Raw genomic sequence first — 20829 nt, forward strand, 5'->3', positions numbered from 1 at the left:
TTTCCGTATCTGGGCGCTATACCGAGCCATAGGTCACCTCCTGTTCCATCTTGTTCTAGGTGACAACTATTATGGCAGAGCGCGCTCACGTTATTTAAATATGTTGTTAAGGAACTAAGTAAATAACAGGTTTAGGAGGATCAGACATCCCTGCTCCAATAAAAAAACTTGGGTGTGGAGGTTGATTATATCCTACATTTTGCCATACGATACTTAACCTATACATAGGGTCATGCATCAATGTATATATTCTTCGGTTTGTAATATCTGTTGTTGTATAAATTCTGAGATAATTATTATCTTCAGTTCTCCAGATTACTTCTTCTCTCCAATCACCAAAAATATCAGCTACTAAACAGGGAGTTTTCTTTGTTCCATTATTCGAAGAACATCCAATTGCCTGTAATAAAGTTCCTTTACCATATTTACTAATGATAATGTCATCTAACAATTCCCTTAACTCATCACCATCCCACCATATCACAAAATTACAAGAAGAGGGACTGGCCCCAACAACAATACCATCCTGATTGAACAAAGAAGAACCTGTCGCCCAGATTTCTTCTCCAGGATAAGATTCAAGTAAATCTGCTGAACAAGCTCTGCCGACATCTTTTGAATTCAGCCATTGGAATAAAATATTTCCTGTCCTAGCATCTCTAAGAGTCGCCCCACTACCTGTCTCATGACATTGCCAAATCTCTAATCCATTTCTTTGAGGATTAAGATCACCTACATGCAAGGCGTCTCCATGTCCCAAGCCTGTAGCATATAAACCTTTTCCGTTATCATCGATTGTACATGAACCATATATAATTTCATCTTTTCCATCTCCATCAACGTCTGCTACGCTAAGGTTATGGTTCCCTTGACAAGAATAATCACTATTACCCGAATCGTTTGAATCAAATATCCACCTTTTTACTATAGATCCACTTCGATAATCCCAGGCAACTAAAACAGAACGAGTATAATATCCTCTACAAGTAACAAGGCTAGGTTTTTTACCATCCAGATAGGCAACACATGCTAAAAACCTATCCACTCTATTCCCATAACTATCTCCCCAGTCGCTAACATTTCCTCTCTCAGGTATATAATTAGTATATGCAAGTAATTTCCCATTTAATCCGGAAAAAACACCTAAGTATTCAGGACCTTCCAGTATATATCCTTTAGAATTTCTATAATCTACTGTACTATCACCAAATACGCCCCCCGTACCATCTATTGTACCATCGGCAATCTTACATGCTATTTCTGATCTTCCATCACCATCCAGATCATAAACAATAAATTGCGTATAATGAGCCCCAGCCCGAATATTCTTACCAAGATTTATTCTCCATAAAAAGTTACCATTTAATTTATAAGCATCAAGAAATACTTCTCCTGTGTATCCAGACTGAGAATTATCTTTTGAATTAGATGGATCCCATTTTAGAACAATCTCGTATTCTCCATCTCCATCGAGATCACCAATACTACAATCATTTGCATTATAATTGTACGAAACACCATCAGGAGAAGTTCCCCCTGATGGTTGAACAATAGGAATAGAAACATAATTATTAGCGAATACTGTCACAGGGTTTGAAATATCTTTTTCGATATTATTCTCAATACTTGTCACATAATACAATGAGTTAATATTTCCATTTTTATCCAAATAATTTCCCGTTAACAATGGACTAGAATTTATTCTTTCTCCATTACGATAAACATTGAATCCAATGTTATTAGAATATTCATAAGCCATAATACGCCAACTAAGAAAAACACCATTATCAACTTTTATAGCTACCAGACATCTATTCAATCTTTCCATTTGACGAGCTATTGAAGATTCCATTTCGAAACTTGTTAGAACAACACAACCAGTCAAAAGAATAAATGTTTGCAAAATAGCAGTCAATTTTATACCAGGGATTTTCATTAATGGCCTCCCTATTTATAATTTCTTAGCAATTCCAAATCTTTATTTTTTAGGAATTTCTCAAGGTTACTTAAAGAAAGCGTCTTTATTCCATAAATTACACATTCGGCATTGAGAGTTGCCCCATTCAGATTAGTATGAGTTGTTTCTTTTTGAGGAAAGAACTCACTAAGAACTCTGTTTTCTCCCAATTTGTTATAAAGATTCCCAATTATATTATTTAAGTTTATAAAAGGAACTTTTTCTTGATTTGCAGCCTCTTGTGCCCATTGTGCATATTCAGAAGAAGTTATCTTTCCATTATTAAATCTCGCTCGTGGTACAGGGCTACATACAATTGGTATACAACCTTTTGCTTTAGCATCCTTTATATATTTTCTTAAATACCAGCCGTAAGTATGTACTATCTCTTTTTGCTTGGTTAATAAATTATCAATTTCTTCCATCTCTTCGCCATTCCCTTTTAAGGTACCTCTCGCTCTAGAATTATCATTTATTGGCCCTGAATCATTATGTCCAAACTGAATAATTAAGAAATCACCTTTTTTTAATAGATCTAAGGTTTTTTCCCAATAACCTAACGTAATATATGTTCTACTACTCGTACCGCCCAAAGCACGGTTAACAATATTTATCTTTTTTTCATCAAAATATTGTGTTATTATATCCCCCCATCCCCACTGGCCATTCTGACCAACACCCCAGTCGTTCCTTACCGTTGAGTCTCCGACTATAATCAAATTTGGTAATTCCGGATATTGAGGTTCTGGAAGGGGTCTTAATTTCGATATTTGAGCATTTATTACCAATGAACTATCTGTAGGAACAACATTCTTTCCTTTATCAGAAAGATAATTTTCAAAAATATTCCCTTCTAAGGCTTTAAGGCCAGAGATCACAAGACTCGCATTTATATCTGCTCCTTCATCTCCTGTATGAACATAGTCTTTAGGAAACAATTTTGAAACCTTCTCATAACCAAGCTCCTGATAAACTTTTCGAATCATCAGACTTAAATCAATAAAAGCTACACCTCTTTTTACAGCTATTTCTTTTATCCAATTATTATACAAAACATTTCCTTCTTCAATTTGACCATCTTTCCATATATTTCTTATAGTTAACGATAATAGTATAGGAGTCGCTCCTCTAATCATTACCTCATGAACCATTCTATCTATATAGTATCCAAAAGTACGTGCTCTTTGACTTGTACCATCATCTAGCAAACCATCTTCATATTCTAACCCAGTTCCTGGGAGAGAACCACGAGCTTTTCCTTTAAAAACAGAATCACTATCATTATGACCAAATTGTACAAGAACATAATCACCAGGATACACTTCAGAAATAGTTTTTTCCCACAAACCTTCGAGAATAAAGGTTTTGCTGCTTCGTCCTCCTCTAGCATTATTCACTATTGTTATTTTATCAGGATCAAAATATTGTATTATTTTTTTACCCCATCCAACTGCATCTGGAGTACCATTTGCGGCTGTGGAATCTCCAACGATAAACAGTTTTATTTTTTTTATTTCTACTTTATTATTAGACAAAGATACACCAGAATTATTATTAGATAAATTTTCTGTTGTTCTTACTTGTTCTTTTAATTCTTGTTTTTTCATAGAATCTCCAAAATGAGTACAAGAAAAAAAGAGAATAGAAGGAATTAATTCTAATAATAAATAATATTTAAACCGCATAATATTCTCTCCTTTTTTTCAGGCAACGTTAAAGAAACAGAAATTTAACGTTGCCCTTTTCTCCATTTCAAAATCCATAAGAAAGAGCAAAATAGAATGCACTGGAATAAGCATCTATTCCTTTTAGAACTGTTAAGAAAGTCCGCTCAATACCTAAATCTCCCATAGAAGCAGCATTTGAAGGCCTATAATAATATCCTACATCATAAGTTACAGCACCAATCTTCTTCTGAAAACCCATACCAATAACATTTACCACATTATAACTATAATTTTTTCGAGTATCAAAAACCCCCATTAATTTTAAACCAGTATCAATAACCGGAATACCATAAGCAATTGCAAGGCCAGTACAAACAAGATTTTCTCCCTCTTTAACATTTCCTCTTCCTCCGGTTTCTACCGTTAAACCTAGAGCTTTAAATCTAAACAGAAGATCAATTCCATAATAAAGCCAATCACTAGTCCGATCTCCTGTACTTGTATAACCATCAACATCTGTATTTAAACCAAAACCAATAGTTACATAATTCTCCTTTGAAAAGGATAAATTATATGTTCCATCAAATATAACCCCCTGAAGCTTTGAACCATTATAAGTGTAGTATGTTTCATAATTTATTCCCCATACATTCCCATAGAAACCAGCAAAGAATGGTATTGCTTTTCGAGTAATTGTTTCTGTTCCACTTGTTTCGGTAGTACTCGTCCAATATCCAGGAGATATTGCTATTCTGGCAGAAAACTCCTTCACACCAATGTCAGATGAAACAACAAATGGAATACCATTATTATTAGTCCCAATACCTGTTGTTATATTACTACCGACTCTATCATAGATACGACTAAATTGTAGATACCCGATCCTACTAGTTTTGTTTGTGCCAGCACCAGTAGTTGCTGTTATATCAAGTTTAAAATCCCTCAAATTCAATAATTTCCCCATTTTCCCGGTAAGATAAGCCTCATACGCATACATTAGACTTGCTTTATCAGCCTCTAACATTGCATGTGCCACATGATAATCACTTTTATTATCAAAATATACAATGCCCTGTAGCGCAGACCTACCATCAGCGAATCCCCCACCCAAACTACTATCTTTAGTGTTAGTTGGATCAAAATCTTCAATAGTCAAGAAATAAATCCTTCCTGATAATTCTGTTTGAGCATAAACTAACACCAAAGAAAAAAGAGGTAATAATATTATAAATATCAACCTTTTCATATGAAACCTCTTTATTTCAAATTAAATTTTGCAAGCAAATAAAATGAATTTAAGCTTGCATCTATATTAACTGCGGTCATCCAATCTTGAGTAATATTTAATGTAGATAATTTTTCTGCGTTATTCCCTCTAATAATATACCCGAGACCAAGAATAACACCGTTTATGTTTTTCTCAATACCAAACCCCAGGAGATTGAAAATATTAGGAGAATATGCCCTTGTATCAAGAATAATCTGAGTTTTTGCTGTTACCCATGGAGTTTCACATTGAAAAGCCCCACCGGTTACGCTAACTTCTTCTCCATTCTTTATATTACCTCTTAAACCCCAATTTAAATAATATGTATATATAAACTTATAAGATAAAACAGTATCAATTCCCCAATACAACCAATTTCCATTCGTACCACCAGAACTGGTTTTCCCATCAACATCTAGAGCTATTCCACCACCTAATTTCAGATTTAAGTCTGTAATCTTAATTTCATAGGATAAATCCGATAACAATACTTGCTCGTTATTTCCTTTCATAGTATAAAAAGTCTCATATTTAAAAGATTCTAAAATCCCTCCTATTCCGATCATATATGGCATCTTCCATTTTTTTCGTCCTTCGGAGGTTGAATCACTATTATCAACCCAGGAACCAGGAATTGCCGCACTTCGTAATACAGCGAAGGGGAACCCCATATCTAAAGAAATAACAGGAGGATACCCATAAGAAGAACTAGTAGTTAAGCCAGTACTGGTTATACTTCCTATTCGATTATCAAAACGAGCAAATCCTAAAAAACCGACATCGCTAAAGTTAAAGGCTCCTGCAGATAAACCTTTTGTAGGCAAACCATCCTTATCCTGTCCAAAACCAATTGTATTTTTTAATATGAAGCCATTCGAATTTATTTTGAAAAATTTAGCCATATCCGTTTTGAGCCACATTTCAGCAACAGAAAAGGCAGAAGAAGAAGTACTTGTAGAACTCACTCCAGAATATTTTAGACTAATTCTCGCCAAATTAAATTCATCTTCTAGATCAAAATCAATATAACCTTCAAAACCAGCAACAGTATCATTACTATTTGTAGAATCAAAATCAGTTAAAGTTCCCCAAGCCATCCTTAATAATACATTTTCCTTTGCAGCAAAAAGCGAAACAGTAATACTAAAAAAGATGCTTAAAAAAGCCACATTCCTTCTTTTCATTTTTTATCCTCCTAGAATCAAGTTTATTTAATAAGGTTATCTACCTTATTTTTCCACAATAGTAATCGCATTAAGAGCTCTTACATTTGCTGAGTCAGAAATAGTAAACTCTAGAGTTCCGGTCGTTACAGCAACATCTAGAGACTTATTATCAAAAGAGTTAGCTGCAGAAGAAAGAGAAAGTGTTCCTAAAGTAGCATTACCGTCCGTTATGGTTATGGTTGTAGTTCTTGCAGAAGTGTCTCCAACCCACGCAGTAATAGTATAATCCCCATTTATGACATCAACTTTAAAAGTATAATCAAAGTTTCCTGTTACTAGATCACGTAATGCATAATCTGAAGATAAAGTAGCCCCACGATCCCTTGCATTAAGAGTTTTACTAGAAGACATCGATGAAGTAATAAAACCGTAACCTCTTTCTGTTGTATATTCAGTACAGGGTCTAGGGGCTGTAGCTGTAGCATCAACAGTAATAGCAGTATATCCATCTGCAGTATAATAACTAGCAGAAGAAGTATCTGCTGGTTGGAAATCAAATTTATAGCTTCTTTTTACAACAGAACCTCCATCCGTACTCCCGCTATCCCCAGAAGAACCACTACTAGTTTGGGAAACAGTTGTAACCTGTTCACAAGAAAAGAATATTAAGAGAGAAAGAATTAAAAAGAAGAATCTTTCAAATTTCATGGCTTAATCCTCCTTATGTATTTATTTCTTTACAATAGAAAGAGAATTCAGAACACGGATATTGTTTTTATCAGAGACTATAAATTCTAAGGTTTTATTAGAAACCTTTACATCCACAGATTTCTTATCAATAACACCGCTTGCTGCTGAAAGATCTAAAACTGCTATTTCTTTTTTTGAATCCGTAATGGTTATTCTTGTAGTTCTACTATCTGCACTATCCCCCACGTAAGCAGTAATAGTATAATCCCCATTCTCAAGATCAACCTTAAAAGTATAATCATAATTACCACTAACGAAATCTCTGAGAGCGGCATCATTAGATAAAGAAGTTCCACGGTCTCTAGCATTCAAAGATTTATTAGTAGCTGACGGATCAATAACAAAACCATACCCCCGTTCAGGAGAATAAACAGTACAAGGTCTGGGGGAATTCGCAGTAGCATCTACCGTTACTGCTACATATCCATCAGCAGTAACATATGAACTAGTTTCTGTATTAGCTGGTTGAAAATCAAAGAAGAAAGATGTTTTATTAGATACTATATTCTGAATCCTTTGCTCACTATTATCTTTTTTTACGTCTACTCGTTCTGATAATGATACGCATGAACTAAGAATAAAAAAAATCCCCATAAAAAATAAAATTTTTTTGAAGAACATAAAAACCCTCCTTCTTTTTAATAAGATTATAATTACTAGAGAAATAATTTCTTTCTCACCTCCTTTATTAGTTTCCGTATACAAGTAAATTATCTTTTCAGGAATAAATAATGCATACTATAAAAAAACGTCTTTCTTGTATAAAAATTAGAAAAAATAATTCACAAAATTTAATCTCTTAACAATAAAATGAAAAAAGCCACCCTTTCTTCTGGGTGGCATAGAAGAACTTTAGAAGAACTAAGAAAGAAAATTATTTTTTCTGAATTATAGGATTACCTTTTGGAACAATAGTTCCTATTATTGTATCCTCAAGACCTGGCAGCACATTAGCTTCTTCGGTGGAGGTATCATATCCCAAAAAGAATCCAAGATGTGGGGGCTGATTATAGGCAATATTCTGATGAGCTACTCCTAGCCGATAATGATGGTCCTGCATTAACCAGGGAATAGTATATTCTGTAGGCATATTTGTAATATATATTCTTATACTATCTTCATTTTTCCTAAGTATTAGTTCTTCTCTCCAATCACCAAAGAGATCCGCCTGCAAGCAAGGATTCCGCTTAGTTCCATTGTTAAAAGAAACTCCCGGGAATTCCATTACTGTTTCATAAGAATCTCCTCTTTTTGAGATTTGAGTTATTTTATCATCCATAAGTTGTCTTACCAGAGAACCTGTCCAATAAATAAGACCATTTGTTCCTGCTCCAATCTTCACCAGATTGTTCGTTTTTGAATCTATAGAAATATTAGCGGAATACACAATTCTATCAGGAATAGTGGGGTTAACATTACCAGCCACACCTCTTCCCTGATCTCCTGGCCTGTATGATGCAACTAAAACTCTTCCAGTTTCAGCATCATGAGCATGCATTGCAAGGGCCCACCCACGGTTAGCATCCCCAGAATCTTCATGGGGTGTAAATAAAACTAGTCTATTACTTTTATCTAAAGGTAATAAATGAATAGCATCTCCATGATACAAGTACGTAAATTTATACCCCTCTTTTATTCTACCTTTTTCATCATATCCTTCTTCTATTCTAAGAGGAACATCTTTTGGAGGAGGGTTCTCTCCTTTGGGAAGAGCAACTCCAACAACATATTTTACCTTAATAAATTTATCATTATTATTTTCTTTTTCAAAAGCTATGGAACCATAAAGGATTTCATCTTTTCCATCATTATCCACATCACCTACTGCAAGATTGTGATTCCCTCTACATTCGTAATCTGAATGATTTTGATATTCCGCAGAATCAAAATATGAGTCCATTACTAACCGTTTCTTGCCTTCTATTTCTTTTAAAACATAAGCAGCTAGGGTCGTTCTTTCGTAATATCCTCTACCAATTATTGCTGCAGGGGAATTCTTTTCTCCATTCAATAAAGCAATAGCTCCAAGAAATCTCCCTGCCCTGTTACCTATAGAATCCCCAAACATCATGTAAGTATTGCCCACATCATTATTGCGATCTACCCAGAAATACTGTTCTATATATCCAGGATCCTTTTCTTTATTTATTTTATCAGAATTATAAATAAGAGAGGAACAACTTGCACCTCTTCTACAGACAGGATTAATGCCCCACATAGATTCTGTAATAGCAAATTTATATTCTATACTATCAACTATAGCCCCTGTCATTCCATCAAAAACTGTTATATATTCTTTTCCAGAACCCGTTGCAGGTCCATAAGTATATACTTTACACCAGGTTTGGTCCAAAATATTCCCTTTATAGCTACCGGTAGTAATGTAACCATCTTCACCAGCTTCTCCTTGATTATTATTATATACAGGATCTTCCCAACAAATAGAATAACCATTAAGTATTTTATACGTATATTTTTCTAACATTTGAATATTGTTATTCAATATATAGTCTTCAATAAATGCGGCATTTTTTTCTCCTACAAAATATTTTGGACTATATTTCCCATTTTCGACAGATCCGGAAGTTGTTCCATCCGCAGTTCTTAATACAACCTCATCTTTTCCGTCTTTATCAAAATCATAAACCAGAATCTGAGTATCATGAGCACCAGCGCGAATATTATATCCCATATCAATTCGCCACAGAAGATGAGCCTGTGCATCTTCTATTTTATAAGCGTCGATAATACAAGGAGCAGAAGTCTTATAAGAATACATGGAGTCAAGAGAATTAGAAGGATCCCATTTTACAATTAGTTCATCATTACCATCACCATCTAGATCTCCAGGAGCTATATCATTTACAGTATAAGTCGCCATTTCATATACTAATTTTCCATCTTTTATCCGATAAGGAACTTTACCTGATTCGTTATATCCCAGAGATCGGAGCGTAGGCCCCTTTCCCCCTGTTGCATCTAGCCCTAAAGTATCAACATAGCTTTTAAAAGATTTCAAAGCTCTATCATATTCATCAAGAGAAATAGTTCCTTTTTGTTTCTTCTTTACAATTTCTTGAAGACTATTCATTCTACTTAGGTCAATGGGCATATAATAATATTTACCTGTAGCATTAAAAAGATCTTCTCTCGGATTCCTAAACTTAATTGTTGGCTTTGGATTAGGCCGTACCAATGTATATTCTAGGAAATTTCCATTTTTCCCTTTATTAAGTGGGAACATTGGCAGAACTGGTTTTTCATAAACTAATTCATTCCCATTAACTAATACTCCTATTTTATAATTATTATCTTTCGTTCCACTAGAATCCACATAATTAGTCTTATTCGTCATTCCAATCTTTTTATCATTTCTATAGATAATATATTGGATATCTATTGGATCATTGCTAAATGAACGCCATTGCAAATAAATTCCCTTACTTGTCTCAATAACGACCAAACCTCGTTTTATCGATATTTTATCTGCCATTGTTGGATCCTTAGAAGAAATGTGAACACATGAATAAAAAACAAAGAATATCCCTACTATCAAGTAAACATTAGAAAATCTAGGTCTTTTCATATTACCCCCTTCTAAAAAAGATGATATTAAAATTTTTGATCTTTCTTAGAAAAATAGTATGTTAGGAATTTAGTTTAAATGAAGCTATAAAAAAACGTCTTTTTTGTTCAAAAAAAAGAAACCTCTTTCCCCGCCCCCCGCATAAGGGAGGCGGGGATATCCACGTATTATTCTTTTAAAGAGCGGGCAAGGGCTTTTGCACGGTTATATACTTTTTCTAAATCTTCCTTTTGGGGTTGTCCATTAAAACTTACCGGTTCCAAAAAGTTCCATTCCATTTTGTATTTTGCGATAATTTCTTCCAGTTCTTTAAGGGCTCCACCCGACCAACCATAACTCCCAAAACAGAAAGCCCTACGATTAAGGATCCTTTTCCTTCCGAGATCATCCAGCACATGAGCGATAGGGGGAAACATACGATATTCGTACGTGGGAACACCAAGGATGATCCCCTGGGAACGAAGACAAGACGCCAGAATATCTGATACATGATCCTGGGGGCTGCGAAACACCCGAATAGGAAGGCCCTCATCCCTCACACCCTGCACAGCCGCTTCTACCGCCTTGGCAGTCATGCCGTACATGCTCCCCCATATAAGAGTAATCTCTGGCAGGGCGGTCCCCCGGCTCCAGGTTGCAAATTGTTCATATAAACGAATAATCCGTTGTGGATCCTTTTTCCATACAATACCATGGCCTGGCGCAATAAGTCGGACCTCTACAGAAGCAAGCGCCTTAATGGCCGACAGCACCGCCGGTGAGAAAGCGGCTACAATGTTCGCGTAATAACGCAGGGCCTCTTTTTCATACATTTGCAATTCTTCTTCTGTAAAATCCGCATCGGTAAACCGATCCTCAGGAACCGAACCAAAGGAACCGAAGGCATCACAGGGGAAAAGGGTTCCTGAAGAAGTCTCATAGGTGGCCATCGTTTCTGGCCAATGTACATTGGGAATCTCCACAAACACAAGTCTTTTGCCTTCCCCTAAATCAAGGGTATCCCCCGTCTTTACCGCCTTAGTTGCAAAACGGGAGGATATATTGAAAAAGGCGTCCCCCAACCGAAGCCCCTTTTCGGTGGCCAGCACCGTAAAAGAACCGGTGGCTCGCATCAGTTCTTCGAGCCATCCACTATGATCGGGCTCCAGGTGATTTACTACCACATATCGAATATCCTGGGGGCGAATCTTCATGGCATCTAATTGAGCAAAAAGTGTTTCGGGGACCCCATCCCATCCACAGACCCCATCGATAATCGCAGTTTCAGCTCCCCTCACAATATACGAATTCATTGCCATACCCCCTGGAATAGGCCACATACTTTCAAATAGGGGTTCCTGCACCGGAGCGGATAACCGAAAAATACCTGGTACAATTTCGTTCTGTTTCATACACCTATCCCTCATCAATAATATACTATTTTAGTCAAATATTGAATATCATATATCATGCCAGATCTTATTATATTACAATACAGAGATTTATTGATTTATCGACAGGCCTGCCATCTTGTATGCACACCGATATTGCGATATCACCGAAATATCGGTGTTGCTGCATCTTGAAAAGAGATAAGGAAGCCTCCCTGAGGCAAGATTACCCCTTTGCGTATCTTCCTTAGATTAGATTTTCTTCGTATTGCAATCGATACAGGGTTGCATAAAGGCCGCCCTGGGTCATCAACACTTCGTGGGTTCCTTCTTCTACCACCCGCCCTTCCGAAAGCACAATAATCCGATGGGCATGACGAATGGTAGAAAGTCGATGGGCGATAACAATAGAGGTGCGATTCCTGAGAACCTCTGCCAGTCCTAACTGAATAAGGTGCTCCGTTTCGGTATCGATATTGCTGGTGGCCTCATCAAGCACAATGACCCGGGGATCATGGGCCACAAGACGGGCAAAGCTGATAAGCTGCCGCTGCCCCGCGGAGATATTGGTAGCCCCCTCAGAAAGAATCGTGTCATACCCCTGGGGAAGGCGTTCGATAAACTCATGGGCATGGACCGCCCTGGCACAGCGGATAACCTCTTCCCGACTCAAGGGGAGCCCCAGGGCGATATTATCATGGATAGTGCCTGAAAAAAGAAACACCTCCTGAAGCACCGGAACCACCGCCCGGCGCAAATCCGAAAGGGCGATATCCGTAATCGGAACATCGTCTAAAAGAATTTCGCCACCCTGAATATCCCACAGGCGGGTGAGCACATTGGTCAGGGTGGTTTTCCCTGCTCCGGTATACCCCACTACCGCCACCATGGTCCCTGGCTCTACCACAAAACTAACGTCCTGCAAAACCGGCTCATGGGGAACATAGGAAAACTGAACATGCCGAAATTCTATCTTTCCCCTACAACGGGGTTTTGCAAAGGGTCCCTCTTCGGTACAGAGCCGGACCCGGCCTGTATCGGGGATGTGCTCGTCCACATCCATCAGGGTAAACACCCGTTCCCCTCCAGCCATGGCCTGCTGAAGCAGGGTATATTTTTCCGCCAGATCCTGGACCGGCATAAAGAACATGTTGATCAAACTGATAAAGGCCACCAGAACCCCCACCGAAAGAACCCCTCCGCTGATCCATTGGGTTCCAAAAAAGAGAATCACCGCTAACGCAGTTTGGGCCAGGAAATCAATCAGGGGTCGAAAGGTGGCATACACATACATTTCATTTATACCCGCCGCCAGAAGATCCTGATTTTTATGGGAAAACTCCCGGCCACTCCGTCGTTCCTGGGCAAAAAGCTGCACAATGTGGATGCCCGAAAGGTGTTCCGAGAGGTAGGCGTTCAGGGCACTCGAAGCTTGCCGCTGACGACGGAAAGCATCCCGGGCCTTAATGCGATTATAGGCAGAAACCAGGGCCACCAGGGGAAGGATCCCACAGGTAACAAGGGCCAGGGGCACCGACAACAGAAACATGGTGACAATCACCCCCGCCATGATAGAAAAATCCTTTAAGAAGGCCCCGAGAACAGAGGTAAAAAACTCGTTGATGGTTTCCACATCCCCGGTTAAACGGGTTACAAGCCGTCCCACAGGGTGACGGCTGAGGAAGGCAGAAGATTGATGAATGGTTTTTTCAAAAAGGGCCAAACGGATATCCCGCATAATGCGCTGGGCAATCAGGGCCGTCCAATAGGTTTGTCCAAAGTTCGCCAGAAACACCACCAGAAGAAGGCCCAAAATTCGAAGGACCCCCTGCCACAGGGCGGTAAAACGCTGGGCCACCGAGATATGCTCATTTAAGAGCACCCCATCCATAAGGCGCCGGAGGATGACCGGCACCGCCAGTTCTCCCACCGTGGAGAGCACGAGGGCAAAGAAGGCCACTACAGCAAGAAACCAATAGGGCTTCAGATACGAAAGGATTCGAGCCGCAATACGGCTATCATATTCTTTAACAATCACGTCGGCGTCAAAAAAATCAGCCATGGCTTATCCTCTGCAGTTGCGCAATGGTGGCATAATACCCTTTCTGCCGTGCCAGGTCCCGGGGAGCCCCCAGTTCCTGGATCCGTCCTTTGTCCAGAACCACCACCAGGTCCGCCTGTTGAAGGGTAGAAATTCGATGGGAAACAATGATAGTGGTCTTCTCCTTTCCTTTTCGTGTCTTTAACAGATGGGTGAGGATATGTTTTTCCGTTTCCGCATCTACCGCAGAAAAGGCATCATCCAGCAGAAGAATATCCGGGTCCCGTACAATAGCCCGGGCATAGGAAACCCGCTGCTTTTGCCCCCCTGAAAGGCTCACCCCCCGCTCGCCGATCACCGTATCCCATCCCTGGGTAAATTCCTCAAGGTCCCGGACAAGTCCCGCGTGAATAGCCAGGGCAGGCAGTAATTCCTCTCGAGAAGGCGATTCCAGCCCATAGAGGGCGTTATTCTTGACTGAATCAGAAAACAGAAAGGCATCCTGGGGGGTCATGCCAAAACAGGATCGTAATTGAGCCAGATCCCACTGCCGGACATCCAGATCCTCCAGGAACACCGTTCCTTCCGGCGGATCCACCAGTCGACAGAGGGTCTTAAGCAGGGTTGTCTTTCCCGAACCGGTTTTCCCAAGGATCCCCACAAGACTCCCCCGGGGAATATCGAGGTCTATGCCTTTCAGCACCTCCTCTCCCTGGGGATAGGCAAAGTGAAGGTTCTTGATCCGTATCACTACGGGGCTTTTCCCAACCAGTGGCCGGCCAGGCTGCGACGGAGATACAATGGTTGGCGGAGTATGAAAAATCTCCCCAATCCGTTCAAGGCTTGCGGCTCCCCGCTGGATCAGGTTGATGGTAAAGCCCGCACCAAGCATCGGCCAGATGAGCATCTGTACGTAGCTAAACACCGCCACCAGGGTTCCCACCGAAAGTTCCCCCATAATTACCCGTCGCCCCCCAACCAGCACCACAACTAAGGAGGTAATCCCGGAAAGGAAGCCCACGAGGGGGAAAAATAGACCGAACATGGTGGTTACCCCCATGTTTGCCTGAATGTACTCTTCGTTCACATCCTTAAATTTCCGCAAGAACCAGCCTTCCTTTACAAAGGACTTTACTACCCGGCTTCCCGCAAAACTTTCCTGCACCACCTCACTGAGACGGGAATAGAGTTCCTGAACCTTCTTGAACCGCTGCCCCACAAGTTTCCCAAAGGCTATAATCAATATGGTGATGAGGGGAAGGGGAAGTACCGCCACAAGAGAAGTTCGCGGCTCCTGGATAAACAGGATGGTTAAAATAGCAAGAGCCATAACGGTTCCATCAATAAAGGTAACCACCCCCATACTGATGGATTGCCGCACCGCCTGTAAATCATTGGTAGCGCGGGCCATCAGGTCCCCTATCTTATGTTGCTGATAAAAATCATATGAAAGTTTTAACAGATGCTCATAGAGGTCCTGTCGCAGCTGGGCCTCAATCTTCCGGGCGGAGCCGGAGATAAAATAGCGCCACAAAAAACGCCCCCCGCTCATGATCGCCGCAATCAGCAAGAGGGCGCCTAAATACAAAAGAAGCTGCCGTACGGGGAGGTTCCCCTTGACTACCGCATCGATTATGGAACGGCTTACCTGGGGAATCAGAATTTGCATGCCATCCACAAGGATAAGACAGACTAAACCCGCCCCATAGTGCCAGCGATAAGGCCAGAGATAGGGGCCAAGCAATGCAAAGGGGCCGAAAGTTTTTTTCTTCACAGTTTTTTTAATATACGAGAGAAGGCTTTTTGTGTCCAGAGAAACACAGCGCCCGGCGATAGATAAACAGGAGGACCATCTCAGCGGGGAGCCCGAGTTGTGGGATATTAAACGAGATGGTACACCCTCGGGTCCGCCGATACAGAGGAGTGGTACCAGCAGTCCACCACAAGCGTTGGTTATCAAAAAGGATATGATTGCCCACTCCAGGGCATTCCCCCATACCTTCTTAGAGCACGATGCATCATCATCCTGCAAAAAATTTATCGAATTATTGACAATTCAAGAGGGGCCCCTATAATCAAACTCAAAAGGAGGAAGGTATGGTAAAAAGGTTAGGCTCCGTTCTTTAGTGTTACTCTTGCTCTCCTGTTCAGACAAATCAAAGGGGGGTCAAGAAAAACCATCGCAGGAAGGAAGTGCTATTTCAAAAGAACAATCCGGCGATGCCGAGATTGCAGAACTAAGCAAGATAGTACCGATGGTGTCGGAAATAGAGTCAAACATGGATGACTATGACATAAAAATTATCGATACCTCAAAACTAGGCATAAATAAGGATGATTTATATTTACCGGCACTCCTTGAAGCAGTCGCCTATTTTGATTCTAAGAATACCCTCAAAAAAATCACCCTCTACGCCTATACCTCAGGGTCTACCCTGGGTGGCGCAAGAAACAATTTCTATTTTAATGACAATAAAGTAATCTGTTTTATGTCAGAAAATTATAGTCAATCTAATAAGCACTACTACTATATTGCAGGGAACAACGTTTACCATCAAAAATCTGGCGAAGAAACATACGACACAGTCGAAGAAAAATATAAAAAAAATATATTGCAGGTAGCGCAAGCGGTTACTCAGGGAGCTAAAAATATAGATGAACTCATTATGAGTTCCCTCTATATAAACAGCGATTTTGATTTGAAAATTCAATATTTTCCCCCCACTTTCATTATGAAAGAAAAGCGGACCGGTGATGATGTAGAGTTAAACATGTACGCTGGGGACGCATCGTTAGTGGCAAATATATACGCGACGAGAGAATTTGATTACTTCGAGATTACTCTTTTCGTAGATAAGGGGTACAAGGATTGGTTCCTTGAAAATACCACCTTCGGTAAGAGGAATAAGTCCCTAAAAACTTTCGCTATAGAAAAACTTGATGCTGTCCCGGAGCAGCTTCTTGCGGAGAACCCCAATTTAGAAGGCCTTCTCATAACTATCGAGGATACCCGGGCAGAATAAGAAAACCCAATACCGGGAAAAGCGCCGAAAGAGGTGGTAAAGGGCTACCCCTTTACCACCGCCACCGGATGAAGTTCCACGAGGATATCTACCAGGTCCTTTTGAGCCTCCATTACCTGGTTGATGTCCTTGTAGGCGCCGGCCGCCTCATCCAGATCCCGCTGCGAACGGAGGCTGTGCACAATCCCCTGGCGCTCAAGCCGTTGTCGTTCTTCTTCCAGGTTTAAGCGCTGACGGGCCTGTTCCCGGCCCATGCGGCGGCCGGCGCCGTGGCTCGAAGACTGGAACGATTCGGCCTTTCCCTTGCCCAGCACAATATAGCTTGCACTTCCCTGGCTTCCCGGAATAATCCCCCGTTCTCCCGAACGGGCCGCGGTAGCCCCCTTCCGATGCACCAGGACAGGTTTACCAAAATGGAGTTCCTCCGCCGCATAGTTATGGTGAATATCCAGGCTATCAAGAATAGCAAGGTCCCCCATAATTTCCTGAATAATCAGGAGCACCTCTTCCATGAGTTGCCGGCGATTTTCTCGGGCAAATTCCAGGGCATACTGCATGGCCCCAAAGTATTCTTGTCCCTCCCTGGTTTCAAAGGGGAAATAGGCCAGATCCCGACTGGGCAGGGATATAGCATGCTCTTCACAGAACTGCCGGGCTCGGCGGTGGTAGTACTCGGCGATCTTAAGCCCAAAGTTTCGAGACCCCGAGTGAATCATTACCCAGAGGAAGCCCTCTGCATCCCGTTGCAATTCAATAAAATGGTTCCCACCTCCAAGCGTGCCCAATTGATAGGGGGCCGCATCTCGTTCCTCTTTAATCACAGGACTTGCGGGAAGCCGAGAAAAACCTTCCCATTTCCGAGGTTCCTTCCGGTGTTCAAATCCCAGGGGGATCCGTTGTCGGATACGGGCCACAATCTTTTTAAGGATATCCGGCTCTGGCACGGGCCTATCGGTTTTTACCGCCCTCATGCCACAGCCAATATCAACCCCGACGGCGTTAGGGATAATGGCATTCTCTATGGCGGCCACCCCTCCAATTGGCATACCGAATCCTACGTGGGCATCGGGCATAAGGGCCACATGATGATAGGCCACCGTAAGGGATGCCAGGTTCCGGGCCTGTTCCAGGGTTTGGGTATCTAGCTCCGCTACCCAGCTATAAATGGGTAGGTTGGGCGACTCAATGATAGTCATCGTTTTTCAGTGGCTCCTTACCACTATTCACAATTCTAAGCGCCGTTTCCGGTTAAGGAGGACGGTGGTTTCCGCACAGGCCGCCATTTCGAGCACACAGGGGGCAACCAGGGAATATTCCACAAGCACCCCCCGACGTCTATCTTCCACTAAGCCCGCTTCTTTAAGCTGGCTCAGATACTTGGAAACGATTGATTTATCTACCCCCAATTCCTGGGCAAGTTCGCAGACACACCGGGGACGCTCTTTAAGCTTTTCCAGCATGTAAATCCGCAGGGGATGGCTTAAGGCCTTAAACATTTCCGCCCGGAGTTCACATCGTTTTTTCTCTTCTTCAGTCATCCCCTTAAGAGTTGCAAAACATGACAACCCTGTCAAGGGCACTGTCCGTACACATGGTATGGCAAACAGGTATGGTACTCCATGCACTTTGATTGGTACATAGAGAGGGGTCTCTTTCAAAGTTCCCCCTTGACACATTTATTTTATTATTGCAAAATATTGCAACATTATGATTCGGGGGTAGGGGGTTCACTCCCTCTCTGAGAAAGGAGCGACCTATGAAGATTCAAATCCTTGGAAGTGGTTGTCCCAAATGTAAACAGCTTGAAGAAAATGCCCGGCGGGCAGTGGCTCAATTAGGTATTACGGCGGATTTTGAAAAGGTAAGCAATATTGACGATATCATGAACATGGGAGTCATGATGACCCCCGCCCTTGCCATCGATGGAAAGGTAAAAGAAATGGGAAAAGTACTTTCGCCTGAAAGTATTATGCAAATAATTCAGAATCATCAATGAATTACCGACGCCCCTTTGTGGGGGAGTCGGTAGAGCCCTTCTGATGGTACTTCTTATTTTCTATCCAAAGGTCTTCCCCAGGGGTCGGCAACAGGGCTTTTCATGGCATCATCCCTCCAGGGGAAAGGCCTACTTCTTTCTTGAGAAGGACCACCAATCGAGTTTAAAAAGGTTTTTCTGTTCTTTTCCACCCCTGAACAAAAAGTATACATCCCGTATTCCGGTAACCCGAGAAATAGGGGTGCTTCTTTCCACCCAATTGCCCCCCGTATTTTTTACTGTCACCGTTCCTACTCGAGGGCCGTTTAAGCTATCCAGGTACATATCAATATAGCCCCCTTCTGAGGTACTCGACACGTTACAGGTTATCGATTGGGCCCCCTCTTCCCCAAAATCTACTTTAGAAAGGCCAATCCAATCTCCAGTATCAATATCGCACACCACCATGTTCCCGGGGCTGGTCAAGGGCTTTTTTTGTTCTAACGGTTCTGTGCCTATTCCTGCGGACCAGGCCATCGTTTCTGCCTCCACTTTTTGATAGGGATTAAGGAAGGCTATCTGAGGAACACCCTTGTAATCCCCCACAATGTCCTGGATAAGAGCGTTTTCATCAAAATACATTTTATTGAGGTGGGGGGACCGATATCCCTTGGTGATTCCTAAGGCCTTTCCCAGGGTTTGGGCGTGATAGACAATATACCACTCACCGCGGAATTCAAAAAAAGCGTGGTGGTTGTTTCCCCCGACACCAAAAAATTGATAGGGATTGGCAAAGACGGTTTTTACAAAACTAAAGGGTCCCAGAGGGGTGTCTCCAATCATATACGCAATAGCCCCGGTTGGGATAGTTTTTGGATGGACCCCAGAAAAATTCGTACAGTAACTGTAATAATATTTCCCCTTATATTTATGAATGCCTGAATCTTCAAAAAGATAGGGTGGATTCAATGGAAGACCCTTTCCTCCCGTTGCATCTAAATCCAGAGAAATCATGTCATCCCCTAACTTTACCACCCGTGCAGTGCCAGGGTCTATTTCTTTCCCCGGAGGAACCCCACCGCCACAATATAGATAGGCCTTTCCATCATCATCGACGAGGACGGCGGGGTCAAATAACCAGAGCACATCCGCAAAACCCGGCGTACTCTTACTTACCAGGGGTCGTCCCAGAGGATCTTTCCATGGGCCAAGAGGGCTTTCTCCTACTAAAACGCCAATCCCATTGGCGCTATCCGCAAAATAAAGAAAAAAGCGGTCTAGACCATCTATCTTTTTATAGACTACCGAAGGGGCCCAGGAGTTGCGGGCCCAGGTGGCGATACCCTCGCGCCCAGCCACAGGGATTTCCCCATGGTCTGTCCAGTTAAGAAGATCCTCTGAAGAAATACAGGTAATGGTGGTAATTTTACTGTAACTATTTTCTTTTACCGAACCATCGTTTGCATACTCGAGCACATCGCTCGTAAGATAGATGTACACGCGATTATGATATACCAGCGCCCAGGGATCGGCTCCAAACTTATGGCTTATCAGGGGATTTCCATTCCCCGGCACTTTTGCGACCCCCTCGGTAGGAATTTGCGGTTCTGTCGCTCTCATCCCTTCTCTATAGTCGGTAACACAGGAGATGGCTAAACATCCTACTATTCCCAGAAATCCCCAATTCTTTAGCAGTTTCATAATTTTCTCCTCCTCCTATCAGAATATTCCCTTTTCACCCTATCTGATATCAGCATTTTTACCGATATATATCAGATAATATGAGAAACAATGTTTATTTTTTTAGTTTTTGAGGATATACTACCTTTAAAGAAAAGGCACAAAAATTACCTCCTCAGGTGAGGATTGGGACCATCACCACCGCAGGGTATCTTAATTCGATTTGATCAATTCGATGCATCCATGAAAGTTTTGAAGATTTCCCTTGAAGGGCCTCTTAAGACCAAAGACTGATATTTTCCCATTTACAGAATATAATTTTACGGCCATAATACCCATAATTCTTC

The 20829-nt window shown here is 41.4% G+C and carries 16 protein-coding genes; 3 read left to right on the forward strand and 13 right to left on the reverse strand.

Annotated elements, in window-relative coordinates:
* Window positions 1-106: 106 nt before the first annotated feature.
* The 10 genes from C5O22_RS03535 to C5O22_RS03580 all read right to left on the reverse strand — a co-directional run bounded on the left by C5O22_RS03535 (window position 107) and on the right by C5O22_RS03580 (window position 15578).
* Window positions 107-1936 (reverse strand): rhamnogalacturonan lyase, encoded by a 1830-nt coding sequence (locus C5O22_RS03535; protein ID WP_165910388.1) that lies wholly within the window; start codon window positions 1934-1936, stop codon window positions 107-109.
* 11 nt (window positions 1937-1947) lie between these two features.
* Window positions 1948-3642, reverse strand: coding sequence for a rhamnogalacturonan acetylesterase (locus C5O22_RS03540; RefSeq protein WP_132779824.1), 1695 nt, complete (start codon window positions 3640-3642; stop codon window positions 1948-1950).
* 67 nt (window positions 3643-3709) lie between these two features.
* Window positions 3710-4870, reverse strand: coding sequence for a hypothetical protein (locus tag C5O22_RS03545; RefSeq protein ID WP_132779825.1), 1161 nt, complete (start codon window positions 4868-4870; stop codon window positions 3710-3712).
* A gap of 11 nt (window positions 4871-4881) precedes the next feature.
* On the reverse strand, window positions 4882-6075 hold the full coding sequence (locus C5O22_RS03550; protein WP_132779826.1) for a hypothetical protein: 1194 nt from the start codon (window positions 6073-6075) through the stop codon (window positions 4882-4884).
* A gap of 45 nt (window positions 6076-6120) precedes the next feature.
* The gene (locus tag C5O22_RS03555) at window positions 6121-6765 is read right to left on the reverse strand and encodes a hypothetical protein (protein WP_132779827.1); all 645 of its coding nucleotides are present in this window, start codon (window positions 6763-6765) and stop codon (window positions 6121-6123) included.
* 21 nt (window positions 6766-6786) lie between these two features.
* A complete protein-coding gene (locus C5O22_RS03560) occupies window positions 6787-7428 on the reverse strand; it encodes a hypothetical protein (RefSeq protein ID WP_132779828.1) in 642 nt (213 codons plus the stop codon).
* 253 nt (window positions 7429-7681) lie between these two features.
* On the reverse strand, window positions 7682-10393 hold the full coding sequence (locus C5O22_RS03565) for a rhamnogalacturonan lyase family protein (RefSeq protein WP_132779829.1): 2712 nt from the start codon (window positions 10391-10393) through the stop codon (window positions 7682-7684).
* A gap of 167 nt (window positions 10394-10560) precedes the next feature.
* Window positions 10561-11784 carry an FprA family A-type flavoprotein gene (locus C5O22_RS03570; RefSeq protein WP_132779830.1) on the reverse strand — a complete coding sequence of 408 codons (1224 nt, stop codon included), beginning with the start codon at window positions 11782-11784 and terminating at the stop codon, window positions 10561-10563.
* Window positions 11785-12010: 226 nt separating this feature from the next.
* Entirely contained in the window at window positions 12011-13825 is a 1815-nt protein-coding gene (locus C5O22_RS03575) for an ABC transporter ATP-binding protein (protein WP_132779831.1), read from the reverse strand.
* The gene (locus C5O22_RS03580) at window positions 13818-15578 is read right to left on the reverse strand and encodes an ABC transporter ATP-binding protein (RefSeq protein ID WP_243692857.1); all 1761 of its coding nucleotides are present in this window, start codon (window positions 15576-15578) and stop codon (window positions 13818-13820) included. The genes C5O22_RS03575 and C5O22_RS03580 overlap by 8 nt, the downstream gene beginning before the upstream one ends.
* Before the next feature lie 31 nt (window positions 15579-15609).
* Here C5O22_RS03580 and C5O22_RS03585 point away from each other — a divergent pair, with 31 nt between their 5' ends.
* Both C5O22_RS03585 and C5O22_RS03590 read left to right on the forward strand, forming a co-directional pair.
* Window positions 15610-15879 (forward strand): hypothetical protein, encoded by a 270-nt coding sequence (locus C5O22_RS03585; RefSeq protein ID WP_132779832.1) that lies wholly within the window; start codon window positions 15610-15612, stop codon window positions 15877-15879.
* A 204-nt stretch (window positions 15880-16083) separates the two neighbouring features.
* Entirely contained in the window at window positions 16084-16827 is a 744-nt protein-coding gene (locus tag C5O22_RS03590) for a hypothetical protein (RefSeq protein ID WP_207895341.1), read from the forward strand.
* A gap of 44 nt (window positions 16828-16871) precedes the next feature.
* Here the strand turns inward: C5O22_RS03590 and C5O22_RS03595 are convergent, their stop codons facing one another.
* The gene (locus tag C5O22_RS03595) at window positions 16872-18023 is read right to left on the reverse strand and encodes an RtcB family protein (RefSeq protein ID WP_132779834.1); all 1152 of its coding nucleotides are present in this window, start codon (window positions 18021-18023) and stop codon (window positions 16872-16874) included.
* Between the two features lie 27 nt (window positions 18024-18050).
* Window positions 18051-18365: an ArsR/SmtB family transcription factor gene (locus tag C5O22_RS03600; protein WP_132779835.1), complete on the reverse strand. Its 315-nt coding sequence runs from the start codon at window positions 18363-18365 to the stop codon at window positions 18051-18053.
* Window positions 18366-18583: 218 nt separating this feature from the next.
* On the opposite strand from C5O22_RS03600, the gene C5O22_RS03605 reads away from it, so the two are divergent.
* The gene (locus C5O22_RS03605; protein ID WP_132779836.1) at window positions 18584-18823 is read left to right on the forward strand and encodes a thioredoxin family protein; all 240 of its coding nucleotides are present in this window, start codon (window positions 18584-18586) and stop codon (window positions 18821-18823) included.
* Window positions 18824-18952: 129 nt separating this feature from the next.
* Here C5O22_RS03605 and C5O22_RS03610 read toward each other — a convergent pair whose 3' ends face one another.
* Entirely contained in the window at window positions 18953-20503 is a 1551-nt protein-coding gene (locus tag C5O22_RS03610; RefSeq protein WP_132779837.1) for a glycoside hydrolase family 43 protein, read from the reverse strand.
* Between the last annotated feature and the right edge of the window lie 326 nt (window positions 20504-20829).

This window comes from Treponema sp. J25 (assembly GCF_004343725.1).
GTDB lineage: Bacteria > Spirochaetota > Spirochaetia > Treponematales > Breznakiellaceae > J25.